Genomic DNA, 12,406 nt, shown 5'->3' on the forward strand with positions numbered 1-12,406 from the left:
CCACAATCCCCGCAATCCGCCTCGGAGAGCGCGAAAGGCTGCCCCGTGCAGCACGGTTCACCGCTCGATACCGACGAACCCCGGATCGCGTTGTACACGGAAGCATTCGCCGCCGACCCGCATCACGCCTACCGTGAGATGCGCCGCCGGTACGGTGCGCTCGTGCCGGTCGAACTGGCGCCGAACGTGCCCGCTACATTGGTGATCGGCTACTACGCGGCGCTGCGAATTCTCAACGACCCGACGCACTTTCCCGCCGATCCACGGACGTGGCAGCAGGGCATTCCGGGTGACTGCCCCATCCTGCCGATGATGGAGTGGCGGCCGAACGCGTTGCGCAATACCGGGTTCGAGCATCAGCGCTACCGCCAAGTGAATGTCGCCAGCCTCGTCGAGGTCGATCTGCACGCATTGCATACGACCACCGAACGGGTCGCGGGCCCGCTGATCAATGCCTTCTGCCAGGACGGCGCGGCAGACCTGATCAGCCAGTACGCGTTCCCCCTCACGTTCGCGGTGCTCAACTCGATGCTCGGCTGCCCGCCGGAGATCGGGCAGCAAGTCGCGATGGGCATGGCCGCCATCTTCGAGGGCGTCAACGCGGAAAAGGGCAACGCGATGCTCGCCGACGCGCTGTTCGACCTGGTGCAGATGAAGCGAAGGAATCCGGGCGACGACATCACCTCGCGGCTGCTGCGCCACTCCACCGGCCTCGACGACATGGAGATGATCCACCAACTGGTCACCCTGTACGGAGCGGGCATCGAACCACAGCAGAACCTGATCGCCAATACCCTGCGGTTGATGCTCACCGACCGCCGGTTCGCGAGCGGGATCTTCGGCGGCAGCCTCTCCACCCGCGAGGCCCTCGACGAGGTGCTGTTCACCGATCCGCCGGGAGCCAACTACTGCTTCAGCTACCCGAAACAGCCGATCCTGGTCGACGACGTGTGGTTGCCCGCGCACCAGCCGGTCGTGATCAGCATGGCGGCGTGCAACAACGACCCGGCCATCCACACCGGCGAGTACACCGACAACCGAGCGCATCTCGCGTGGGGTGCTGGACCGCACGCGTGCCCCGCCAGATCCATGGCCTACCTGATCGCGCAGGACGCCATCGATCAACTACTCGATGCCCTGCCCGAGCTACGGCTCGCGGTCGCGCCGGAGGAACTGGGCTGGCGGCCGGGTCCATTCCACCGTGCCCTCGTGTCGCTGCCCGTCGTCTTCCCGAAATCCCCGCCCTTGCCCGCGTTCGGGTAGAACGGCCGCGTGCAGGCGGCCTTCTCGGGCCTGGCGGTAGCCGGGATCGCGCGGCCCGGCGGCGGACGGTTGAATTTTGTTCGCGCTGATCGTGATTGGTGGCAAACGTGCCGGGATGCAGCAGAATCCACGCGGCGCAGCCGCGGAGCGCTCATCCGACCGACACGTCAGGAGCACATGTGACCACATCTCTTCCGGTGAATCTCAAGCACGCTCGCGACATCCATCCCGGCATAGACCTGCCGGTGGTGCGAGACGCCCTCCATCCGGACCGGGCACTGTGGTCGCCGGCGCAACTACAGAGACTGACCAGCGAAGTGGCCGCGGAGTTGGCGACGCCGCTGCTGGACATCGCGCGCTTCGATCCCCAGCAGCGCTGGTGGACCCGCCTCGCCTTGACCATGGGCGTCGAATTGTGGCTGCTGTCCTGGGCGCCGGGTCAAGGCACCGAACCGCACGACCACGGCGGCGCTTCCGGTGCGTTCACCATGACCGTCGGCGAACTCCGCGAGGAATACCTGCACCTCGGCGGCCAGGTACGGAAGGCGCAACGGCGAGCCGGTGACACGGTCGCGTTCGGGCCCGATCGAGCGCACCAGCTCCGCAACGACAAGCCGTGGCCCGCCGCGTCGGTGCACGCGTACTCGCCGCCGCTGCGCCCGGTTCGCGAATACCGTACGCTCACGGATTTCACGGGGACATCAGCGAGCGGAGTAGGTGAACGATGAGCACAGGCGCCGAGGAAATGGTGGCGCGAGCCAGGGCGCGACTACAGCGGGTCGCGCCGGAGCAGGCGGCCGCGTTGCAGTCCGACGGCGGATTGATCGTGGACATCAGGCCGCACGCGAATCGGCTCGCCGAGGGCGAGATACCCGGTGCGGTCGTGGTCGAACGGATCGTCCTGGAGTGGCGCCTCGATCCGAACGGCGAACACCGGCTACCCGGCCTCACCGCGGACACCCCGGTGGTGATCGTGTGCAACGAGGGCTACGCGTCGAGTCTGGCCGCCGCCGACGGGCTCGGTCTCGGCCTGCGCCGGGTGACCGACCTCGTCGGCGGTTTCCGGGCATGGAAAGCGGCGGGCTTGGCAGTGGTCCCGGGCGGAACGCCGGCCGTGCCGTAGCCCGCCGTCGTGCACGTCAGTAGACGTAAACGACCGCGTTCTCACCGCCACTGCACGTGATGATCTGACCTTCGGGTTGGCAACTCATCGTGTAGGTCCGTCCGGTGACGGGGCTGGTCGCGACGACCGTGCGCGGCGCGTCGCGTGCCGCGTTCTGCGCCGTGCCGAGTTCGGCATAGGCTCTGCGCACCTCTTCGGCGAAGGCGCAACTCGTCACGGCGGTGCCCGTCGCCGACTGGGTGAACGACCCGGAGGCCGCCCGTCCCTCGCCGCACGGCTGCGCACCAGCGGGCAGGCTGACCGGAGTCGGCTTGACCGAGGTGGACGTCGCGCGTGCGGCCGATGTGCTGCTCGGCGCCCGAGTGCTGGGACGCACGGCCGGCGCGGACGTCTCGGAGTGCGCGGCGGCGGAGGTCGTCTCGACTGCGCCGGAACCGAACGACTGCCAGGCTACCGCGCCGACGACGGCGACCGCGACGACGGCGAGAACGGCCGCCATGATGGGCAGCGCTATGGAGCGACCGGGACGCGACGAGGAGTAAGCGGACTCGTCGTAGTCGTCGTAGTCGTACTCCGGCTCGTCACGGCCCAGCGGGTAGCCGGTGCGCGCGGGGTAGTCGCCCCGGGGCGGATAGTCCGTGCGAGTCGCGAGGCCGTCCTGCCCCACCGGCGCGAGATATTCGGTCGGGGCAGCCTCGGGGGCGGGGAGATGGTCGGACGCGTCCGGCGGGGCGGCCGCGCCGGGTGGCTGTCGGTGCTCCGGATACCGCCTGGTGTCCTCCGAGTAGTTCCCGACTCCGGGATGTCGTTGCGTCTCGGCCTGATCGGGTGCCTGGGAGTACGCCTGCGGCGGCAGGTCGGCGTATGCCCATCCCGCGGCCGGTTCCGGGTACGCCCGGGTGGAGTCGGGAGCACCCGGCGCGGAGTCGTCCAGCTGTTCGGCGTACGGCTGCGCGGAACCGACGAGGTCCGGCGACGGGTAGGACTGTTGGATGCCTTGCGGGTACACCTGCGTGGGCGGGGCCGGGTAGTGCTGCGCGTCTTGGTGTCCCGCGGCCTCGAGGTACGCCTGGGTCTCCGGGTACAGATGCGCGTCCGGGAACGGGCGCATCGGGGGCAGCTCCACCTCGGGCGGGTACGGCGCTCGCGGACCCTGCGGCGGCGGGTCCACCGACGGGAGCGGCGTGAACTGGAGCTCCGTCGGACGGACCACCGTCGGCGCGCTCGGACGGATCACCGCGGGCAAGGACAACTCGCCCGTCGATTCCGGTGCGACCGCCGCACCGGCTTGCTCGCCCGCGCGTGGCGTCCGGTCGGGCGCGCGCACGACCAGCGTCGGTCCGGTGGCCGTCGCCGAGGCGAGGGCGGCGCGTGCGGCTGCGGCCAGTGCGCTCGCGGCCGGGAAGCGGTCGGCCGGGTCCTTGGCCATGCCGCGCCGGATCACCTCGTCCAACGCGGCCGGAACGCCAGGTGCCTGAGTGCTCGGCCGCGGCGGCGGATCGGACAGATGCGACTTGATCAAGACGTTCATGCTGCCCGAAGGGAACGGCGTCGCTCCGGTCAGGCATTCGTGCAGCACGCAGGCCAGTGAGTACACGTCGGCGCGGCCGGTGACCGGTCCGACGTCGAAGCGTTCCGGGGCCATGTAGATGTAGGAGCCGACGGCCATGCCGACCAGCGTCACCGCGCTGTCGCCTTCGGTGTGCGCGATCCCGAAATCGGCGAGATACGCGAAATCCTGGTCCGTGACCAGGATGTTCGCCGGTTTGACGTCACGGTGCACCAGATTGCTCGCGTGCGCGGCGTCCAGGGCCGAGGCGATCTGCTCGATGATGCCGACGGCGCGAGCCGGACTCAGCGGCCCCCGGCCGCGCAACAGGGTGCGCAGGTCGACGCCCCGGACCAGCCGCATGTCGATGAACAGCACACCGTCGATCACGCCCCAGTCGTGGATCGGGATGACGTGCGGTTCGGCCAGCCGGGCGGCGGCCTGCGATTCCCGGCGGAACCGCACCTGGTAGGTCGGGTCCGCGGCGAGCTCTTCCGACAGCAGCTTGACCGCGACCTCACGGCCCTTGACCGTGTCGTATGCCTCGTAGACCTCCCCCATTCCCCCCTTGCCCAGCAACGACCGCAGTTCGTACGGCCCGAACCGCGTTCCGGTTCTCGGCCCAGGTTCCTGCACCCGTCATCCTCCGCATCCCGGGCAGCACACCACGATCACGCGGTACGCGACCGGAGCCTGCCCGTCAAAGATTGGATTCTCCGGGTGTCACCACCCCGTGGTCAAACGCGAACACGATCGCCGCGGCTCGATCCCGTAGATCGAGCTTGCCGAAGATATGTCCCACATGGCTTTTCACGGTCACTTCCGAGATGCCGAGCTCGCGTGCGATTTCCGCGTTGACCCGACCGCGCCCGATCAGTTCGAGCACCTCGTACTCCCGCGCGGTCAGCTCGGACAGCCGGGCATCGCTGGTGGTGCGGACCGGACGTACCGTGCGGTAGGCCGACAGCACACGACCGGTCACCGAGGGATCCAGCCACGCTCCGCCGCCCGCGATCATCCGCACCGCGCGGATGAGGTCCTCGGCGGGCGAGTCCTTGAGGATGAATCCGGCCGCGCCCGCGCGCAGCGCTCCGGACAGCAACTGGTCGTCGTCGAAGGTGGTGAGCACCAGCACCGGCGGGGCGCCCTCGCGCGCCCGCAGCATCCTGGTCGCGTCGATCCCCCCGACCCGTTTCATCCGCAGGTCCATCAGCACCACATCGGGGCGCGACTGCGCGACGGCGGCGGGCACTTCGTCGCCGTCGGCGCACTCGGCGACCACGAAGCCGTCCCGCCTGCGCAGGATGCGCCGCAGACCGCCGCGCACGAGTTCCTGGTCGTCGACCACCAGTACGGTCACGGCATCTTCGCCACTCGCGGGCGACGGCACGCTCACGACCGCTCCTCGCCGACGCTCGGCGCCGTCGTGCCGCTGCCTCGACTCACTCGCTGGGGCTCCCTCACGTCCCTTCCCTTCCGGTCGCCGCGGTGCCGAGCACCGAACAAGAGAATCCGCCGCGGCCGGGCGCGAGCGGAATGCCCGCGCGCACCGACCAACCTCGATCGGACGGGCCCGCCGTCATCCGGCCACCGAGCAGTTCGGCGCGCTGCCGCATGCCGGAAAGCCCCATGCCCGCGCCGCGCTGCCCGGGCGGCCCGGCGGGCAGCGTGTTGTCCACCGTCAGGGTCACCATCGTCGCGTCCACCGCGAGCCGGACCCGCGCGGACGCGCCGTGGGCGTGCTTGACGACGTTCGCCAGCGACTCCTGGCCGATCCGGTACAGCGCGAGCCCGACCGCGGGGGACACCGCCCCGAGGTCGCCGTGGCGGTCGTAGCGCACGTCCAGACCGGCCCGCACGAAATCGCCGACCAAGTCCTCGATGTCCTCCACGCCGGGTTCCGGTACCTGTTTCCAGGGGCGCGCGTCGAGCAGGCCCACCGTGCGGCGGATGTCGGCCATGGCCTGCCTGCCGAGCCGCTCGGCGTCGGTCAGCGCTTCCACGGCTTCGTCCACGTCGCGATCGGTTTGGAGCGCGTGCCGGGCGGCGGTGAGGTGCAACAGGGTGATGCTCAGCGAGTGCGCGATCACGTCGTGCACTTCACGGGCGATCCGGTGGCGCTCTTCGTCGGCAGCCTGCGCCGCGCGGATGTCCTGGTACCCGCGTTCCTGGTAGAGGAAACGGCGCTGATATTGCAGCATCAGTCCGGCCATCCAGCCGAACGCGATGCCGACCAGGTATGTGGGCAGCCCTTCGGGCACGTGACCGATCGCGTCGAAGGCGACCAGCTGGAGCATCATCGCGACCGTCACCGGGATACTCACCCGCTTCGGCGCGATCGCCGCGATCTCACCCGCGGCGGCCACCAGGACGAAGGGCGCGAAGTCGGCCGCGACCGGTTGGGCGAGGAACAGCGCCTCGGCCGCCATGGCGAGCACGCCGAGCAGCAGCGGGCGCGGGAGCACGCCGAGCAACGCGTGCAGCGGACCGAAGGCACACGTCAGCAGCACGGCGATGATCGGAAGCACGGTCGGGAAGTAACTGTGCCGCTGCACGGCCGCCGCGACCGCCACGACGAGCACCGCGACGTCGACGCTGATGATGATCGAAGGCGGGTAGTCGTAGGGCAACTCCTCGACGCTGCGCCGGAACGCCGCGACCGGATCGCGGCCGAACTCGGCGCACCGCAGGCGGATGCGCTGCATCGAGGCCCGCACGCGGCCTGCCCGAGGCGTACCGGGCGGTGCTGCGGATACGCCGGTCGAACCCATTCTCCAAGGCTAGCCGCCGTCCGGGTGCCGGTACATCGTCCCCGAAGCGGGCCGCCACTCCTACCGTGGGCGGAGACGCATTCGGGTCCCTGGCACGACGACAACAAGACGGTCGCGTCCGTAGCGTTGGCGGTAGTTCACAGAGGAAGGCGATGGCCATGTCCTGGACCGATCAGCACGCTCGAACCGACATCGTGCACACCGTGCTCACCCGTGCGGCGCTCGACCCGACCGATCCCGACCTGTTCGAGGGGCTCCCCGACCTGGATCGACTGTTCGGGGGCGTGGACGGACTATTGCTCACGCTGCGCTACCGATGGAACCTTCATTACGCCGCGAAACTCGACCAGGGATCGACGGCGATGGAGGCCTATCTCGAGCTGGCGGCCGAGCAGCCGGTGCTGCGCGCGGTGCTCGATGCACAGTATCGTCGCCGCAAACTCGCGTCGGAGGCCATGGCGCGGTAACGCGCCACGAGGGACGAACAACTTTGATCGACGGTACGGAGCGGGGGACATCGATGGCGGAGCCGGCAATGCTGGAACTATCGGGCGTGACGAAGGAGTATCGGGTCGGCGGCCAGGCCGTCCGCGCGCTCGATGACGTCGGATTGCGTATCGAGCCGGGCGAATTCACTTCGATCATCGGGCCCTCGGGATCCGGCAAGAGTACTCTGCTGCACTTGCTCGGCGCCTTGGACAGTCCCGACGCGGGCTCGATCCGGTTCCGGGGCGAGGAGATCGGCGCACTGGACGAGGAACAGCAGTCGGCGTTCCGTCGCCACCAGGTGGGTTTCGTGTTCCAGTTCTTCAACCTGCTGCCCACGCTGTCGGCATGGGAGAACGTGGCGATCCCGAAGCTGCTGGACGGCACGGGTTTGCGCAGGGCCAGACCGCGCGCGCTGCAATTGCTCGACCGGGTCGGGCTCGGGCAGCGGGCCGAACACCGCCCCGCCGAACTGTCCGGTGGGCAGATGCAGCGGGTGGCGGTGGCGCGGGCGCTGATCATGGACCCGCCGTTGATCCTGGCCGACGAACCCACCGGCAACCTCGACTCCAAGACCGGCGCCGCCATCCTCGAATTGCTCGGGGAGATCGCCGGATCGGGCAGTTCGGTGGTGATGGTGACCCACGACATGGGCGCGGTGACCTACTGCGACCGCGTGATCACCTTGCGCGACGGGCGGATCGGGTCCAACGACAAGGTCGAGCGGACGGTCAACGCGTGAGCGGTCAGGCCCGCAGGCGGCAGCGAAGCGTAACCCCGCAGGGCCCCGCTCACGCGAACAACCAACACCGCGTGAGCGGTCAGGCCCGCAGGCGGCAGCGAAGCGTGAGCATGGAGACCCCCGCATGATCGGCGCCGCGTGGGATCGGCTGCGACTGTTCAATATCGGCGAGTTGCTCGCCCACCGCGGCCGCACCCTGATGTCGCTGGTGGTGATGGGTGTCTCGGCGTCGCTCCTGGTGGCGGTGCTCAGTATCTCCGGCTCGGTCACCGGCTCGGTGGACAAGCTGACCCGCGGCTTGGGCGGCAAGGCGCAGTTGGAGGTCAGTGGGATCACCGACGCCGGCTTCGACCAGCAATTGCTGCGGCGGATCGCGACCACGCCGGGCGTCGCGGTGGCGGTGCCGATGCTGCGGGCGCAGATCGGCACCGGCGCCGACCGCGCGCTGCTGATCGGCGCCGACGCGAATATCGGGGCGCTGGGCAGTGAATTGACCGCCCCGATGGGCGCGTTCACGGGGAAGCTTCTCTCGGTGCCCAACGGGGTACTGGTGGGCACCGGGCTCGGCCGCGCCGAGGGCGAGCAGTTCACGCTGGGCGGTACGACCGTCACGGTCGTGGGCGTCCTCGACGAGGAGACTTCCCGGAAACTCAACGACGGGCATCTCATCGCCGCCCCCCTCGGGCTCGCGCAGAAGATCACCGATCGGGTGGGGCGGCTGGATTCCGTCCAGATCGTTCCCGCCGAGGGCGCCGACGCGGCGCAGGTGCGCGCGGCGCTCACCGAGGCGGTGGACGGGCGCGCGGTGGTGGCCGAGCCCAGTCTGCGCACCGCGCAGGCGGGCGGCGCGGTGCAGATCGTGCGTTACTCCACCACCATGGCTTCCGCCGCCGCGCTGATCGTCTCGGCGTTCCTCATCTACAACGCGATGAGCATGGCGATCGCCCAGCGCAGGCCGATGCTGTCGCTGTTACGCGCGATCGGCGGCAAACGCGGCCCGATGGTGCGTGACCTCTTGGCCGAGGCCGCGCTGCTCGGGGTGCTGGGCGGTGCGGTGGGCGCGGCGCTGGGGGTTTTCATGGGCAGTGTCGCGATCGGCACCCTGCCCACCGCGATCGTGCAGTCGGTGGAGGCGCGCACCGAATACTCGGTGCCCTGGTACGTGATTCCGTTCGCCGTCGTGGCGTGCGTGTTCACCAGTGTGCTCGCGGCGGCGCTGGCCGCCCGCCAGGTGTACAAGGTGCGGCCCATCGAGGCGCTGGTTCCGGTCGGTGCGGGCCGGTCCGATGCGGGAAGCCCGCTGCTGCGCTGGCTGGCCGTCGCGGTCGGCGGCGGGCTGGCCGGGGCCGCGGTGCTGATCGCGAGCAGCGATCTCGGCCGTTACTCGCTGACCGCCATCTCGATCTCTTTCATCGCCGCGATCCTGCTGTGTTTCGCCGCCACCGGTCCGATCGTGTGGGCCGCGGCCGGAATCGCACGCTGGTTCCGCGCTCCCGGCGCATTGGGCGCGACCACCCTGCAACGCTCGCCGCGTCGCGTGTGGGCCACGGCGATGACGGTGATGATCGGCGTCGGGGCCACCGTCGGCATGAGCGGCGCGTCGAGCAACATGATCGACTCGGCCACCGTGACTTTCACCGATCTCGCGCGCAACGACGCCTACATCAGTCCGGCGTCGATGGCGCAATTCCCCACCGGGCCGCTGCTGCCCGCGGATCTGGCGGGCAAGCTCGCGGCGGTGCCCGGCGTCGCGCATCTGAGCCCGGCGCAGATGGCCTTCGCCACGCTCGGCGGCAGTCGCGTGATGCTGCAGGGGTTTCCGCCGGATGCCCGCGAAACCCGCATGCGCATGCTCACCGACGATTCGGTCGCCCGGCTGTCGGCCGGGGAGGGCGTGGCGATCTCCCGCGACGTGGCTCGCTCACTCGGCGTCGGCGCGGGCGCGGAATTGACCTTGCCGACGCCGACCGGCCCGCGCACCGTGCGGGTGCTGCAGGTGATCCCGTACTTCTCCGCCATCGCGGGCGTGGTGATGATGGACTTGAATCTGATGCGCGACTGGTACGAGCGGCCCGGCGAGACGGTCATCGCCGTCGACTTCGAACCCGGCGCCGATCGCGCGGCGGTCCTCGCGGCGATCCGGCAGGTGGTGCCGCCGGAGTTGAACGTGGACACCGGCGCCGACACGGTGGTGGCCGCGTCGTCGAGCATCCGGCAGGGGATGGCGATGAGCAATGCCATTCTCTGGATCGTGGTGCTGGTCGCCACGGTGGCGTTGCTCAACACGTTGATGCTCTCGGTGCTGGAGCGACGCAGGGAACTCGGCGTGCTGCGTGCCATGGGCAGCGGGCGCAGATTCCTGATGCGTTCGGTGCTGGCCGAAGCCGCGGGCATCGGGCTCGTCGGCGCGGTACTGGGTTTGGCTCTCGGCGCGGCGGTGCAGTACCTGGCCACGGTGGCCATCGGACATGCCTTGACCATCGACGTCGTCTACCAGCCGAGCCCGATGTTGCTGGTCTACGGCTTGATCGCACTGGCGCTGGCGCTGCTCGGGTCGATCCCGCCCGCGCTGCGGGCGGCCCGGCTGCCCATCGTGGAGGCGCTCGCGGTCGACTGAACCGACCAGCTCACAACGGCAGTTCGGCGAACCAGGTCTTGAATTTCGCGGCGGTGATGCCGAATCCGGAGCTCGGCATGCTGTCGGTGAGCGTCACCGTGGCGAACAGCAGGTAGCTCGACCGGGCCGGGTCGTCGTCGAAATCGACGACCAGGAAACCGTCCGGCAATCCGCCGGACTTCTCCTGCCACCGGTAGGTCGAATACGCTGTGCCACCGTTGCGTTCGGTGGCCGCCGTGTTCGACGGCAGGTCTTGTACCGCGGCTCGGGCGTCCTGCGGCGACTTGAAGCCGATGAGGACGTAGTCGGGTTCGTCGATCGGCGTGCCCCAGCAGTTCCAGGCCGTCGCCCAGTTCGGGAAGTCGGGTACCCCGTTGCCGCTGGAGACCTTGCTGCCCGGCTTGGCCGTACCGAGGAAGCAGGTCTTGCCGCGATAACCCGGCCCGGAGCCGACACCGTATTTCGTGTCGACCCCCTGCGGCAGCAATTCCGGGAACGCCTTGGCGAGCTTGTCCGCGTCGGACGGCCCCGCGGGCGTCTTGGTGCCGAGGTCGAGCGGCGACGCGGAGTCCGAGAATCCGACCTTCGCGACGACGATGCCGCCTCCGACGAGCAGTGCCACGATCACCAGGACGATCGTCACGATCAGCCCCGTATTGGAGCGACCTTGCGACGGATAGCCGGGCGGCTGGGACGGATAACCCGTTGGTCCGGGGGGTGCGGAATACGGGGGCGGCGCCGCGTAATTCGGCTGGGAAGCGGGCGCCGCGTAATTGTCGGACGAGGGAAAGTGCTGTCCGCCGGTCGGGTTCGGGTTGTACTGCGGCGGCGCCGTGTAGCTCGGGGCGGCCCCCGCGGGAACGTAGATCGGCGGACTCGCCTCCGGCGCCGGATGAGCCGGTTGCGCGAGGACGGTTGGCGCGGGCTGCGGCTGGTACTGGGCGGCCACCACGGTCGGGGCGGGCTCGGTGAGCGCCCGACGGGCCGCCGCGGCGAATTCGGCGCAGGAGGCGAAGCGGTCGTCCGGTCGCTTCGCCATGGCCCTGGCGATCACCGCGTCGAGCGCGGGTGACAAACCGGCGCGGCGGGCCGCGACGGAGGGCGGCGGCAACTGGAGATGCCCGCGAATGATGTCGGCCGGAGCCGGGGCGTCGAATGGGGCGATGCCGGTGAGCAACCAGTACAGCGCGCAGGCCAGCGAGTACTGGTCGGAGCGGTGATCGAGGTGCGCACCGGTCATCTGCTCCGGCGAGGCGTAGGCCAGCGTCGCGGTGAACATGCCGGTCTGGGTCAGATGGGTGGAATCCTCGCGCAGGCGGGCGATGCCGAAATCGGTGAGGAAGACCCGCTCGCCATGGCCGCCCATCGCGCGGGCCAGCATGATGTTCGCGGGCTTGACGTCCCGGTGCAGCACTCCCATCCCGTGCGCGTAATCCAGTGCGGCCGCGACGCCCTCGATGATCTGCACGGCGCGCTCCGGCGGCAGGCTCTGCGGATTCACCGTCGCCGCGTCGATGCCGTCGACGTACTGCATGGAGATCCACAGTTGTTCGTCCTCGGCGCCGCGGTCGTACACCGCGACGATGTTCGGATGGTCCAACTGGGCCGCCAGGTCCGCCTCCCGCTCGAACCGGGCGCGGACCTCCACGTCGGTGAACAGCTCCCGGTTGAGCAGCTTGAGCGCGGTCTGCCGCGGCAGTCTGGGGTGACGGGCGAGATACACCGACCCCATGCCGCCCTGGCCGAGCAGCTTCTCTATGGTGAACCCGGCGAACACCGCACCGCTGTCGAGCAACACGCCCCCTTCAGGTGACCGCGGCGACCGGACATCACGTCCGGGCGCTTTCCTATCGAT

10 protein-coding genes are annotated in these 12,406 nt (G+C 69.7%); 6 read left to right on the forward strand and 4 right to left on the reverse strand.

Annotated elements, in window-relative coordinates:
• Nucleotides 1–45: 45 nt before the first annotated feature.
• From GVY39_RS03135 to GVY39_RS03145, 3 genes are all read left to right on the forward strand, one after another.
• Complete coding sequence (locus tag GVY39_RS03135; RefSeq protein ID WP_159920133.1) at nt 46–1,263, forward strand: cytochrome P450; 1,218 nt, start codon at nt 46–48, stop codon at nt 1,261–1,263.
• 179 nt (nt 1,264–1,442) lie between these two features.
• Entirely contained in the window at nt 1,443–1,991 is a 549-nt protein-coding gene (locus tag GVY39_RS03140; RefSeq protein ID WP_159920135.1) for a cysteine dioxygenase family protein, read from the forward strand.
• Complete coding sequence (locus GVY39_RS03145; RefSeq protein WP_159920137.1) at nt 1,988–2,386, forward strand: rhodanese-like domain-containing protein; 399 nt, start codon at nt 1,988–1,990, stop codon at nt 2,384–2,386. Before GVY39_RS03140 ends, GVY39_RS03145 begins: the two co-directional genes overlap by 4 nt.
• A gap of 16 nt (nt 2,387–2,402) precedes the next feature.
• Here GVY39_RS03145 and GVY39_RS35165 read toward each other — a convergent pair whose 3' ends face one another.
• From GVY39_RS35165 to GVY39_RS03160, 3 genes are all read right to left on the reverse strand, one after another.
• A complete protein-coding gene (locus tag GVY39_RS35165) occupies nt 2,403–4,571 on the reverse strand; it encodes a serine/threonine-protein kinase (RefSeq protein ID WP_201295137.1) in 2,169 nt (722 codons plus the stop codon).
• 64 nt (nt 4,572–4,635) lie between these two features.
• Nucleotides 4,636–5,325: a response regulator transcription factor gene (locus tag GVY39_RS03155; protein WP_195069549.1), complete on the reverse strand. Its 690-nt coding sequence runs from the start codon at nt 5,323–5,325 to the stop codon at nt 4,636–4,638.
• A gap of 70 nt (nt 5,326–5,395) precedes the next feature.
• Nucleotides 5,396–6,706 carry a sensor histidine kinase gene (locus tag GVY39_RS03160; RefSeq protein ID WP_159920139.1) on the reverse strand — a complete coding sequence of 437 codons (1,311 nt, stop codon included), beginning with the start codon at nt 6,704–6,706 and terminating at the stop codon, nt 5,396–5,398.
• Nucleotides 6,707–6,864: 158 nt separating this feature from the next.
• On the opposite strand from GVY39_RS03160, the gene GVY39_RS03165 reads away from it, so the two are divergent.
• The 3 genes from GVY39_RS03165 to GVY39_RS03175 all read left to right on the forward strand — a co-directional run bounded on the left by GVY39_RS03165 (nt 6,865) and on the right by GVY39_RS03175 (nt 10,551).
• A complete protein-coding gene (locus GVY39_RS03165; RefSeq protein ID WP_159920141.1) occupies nt 6,865–7,173 on the forward strand; it encodes a hypothetical protein in 309 nt (102 codons plus the stop codon).
• Nucleotides 7,174–7,226: 53 nt separating this feature from the next.
• Nucleotides 7,227–7,934, forward strand: a complete 708-nt coding sequence (locus GVY39_RS03170) for an ABC transporter ATP-binding protein (protein ID WP_159920143.1) — start codon at nt 7,227–7,229, stop codon at nt 7,932–7,934.
• 124 nt (nt 7,935–8,058) lie between these two features.
• On the forward strand, nt 8,059–10,551 hold the full coding sequence (locus GVY39_RS03175; protein ID WP_159920145.1) for an ABC transporter permease: 2,493 nt from the start codon (nt 8,059–8,061) through the stop codon (nt 10,549–10,551).
• 10 nt (nt 10,552–10,561) lie between these two features.
• Here the strand turns inward: GVY39_RS03175 and GVY39_RS03180 are convergent, their stop codons facing one another.
• A complete protein-coding gene (locus GVY39_RS03180) occupies nt 10,562–12,349 on the reverse strand; it encodes a serine/threonine-protein kinase (RefSeq protein ID WP_240679449.1) in 1,788 nt (595 codons plus the stop codon).
• Nucleotides 12,350–12,406: the final 57 nt, after the last annotated feature.

Origin of the sequence: Nocardia sp. CY15, assembly GCF_009829295.1 — a bacterium.
Classification (GTDB): Bacteria; Actinomycetota; Actinomycetes; order Mycobacteriales; family Mycobacteriaceae; genus Nocardia; species Nocardia sputi.

Coding starts and splice junctions, on each gene's coding strand:
- GVY39_RS03145 (WP_159920137.1), top strand. CDS start 1,988: ATGAGCACAGGCGCCGAGGAAATGGTGGCGCGAGCCAGGGCGCGACTA.
- GVY39_RS03160 (WP_159920139.1), bottom strand. CDS start 6,706: ATGGGTTCGACCGGCGTATCCGCAGCACCGCCCGGTACGCCTCGGGCA.
- GVY39_RS03165 (WP_159920141.1), top strand. CDS start 6,865: ATGTCCTGGACCGATCAGCACGCTCGAACCGACATCGTGCACACCGTG.
- GVY39_RS03170 (WP_159920143.1), top strand. CDS start 7,227: ATGGCGGAGCCGGCAATGCTGGAACTATCGGGCGTGACGAAGGAGTAT.
- GVY39_RS03175 (WP_159920145.1), top strand. CDS start 8,059: ATGATCGGCGCCGCGTGGGATCGGCTGCGACTGTTCAATATCGGCGAG.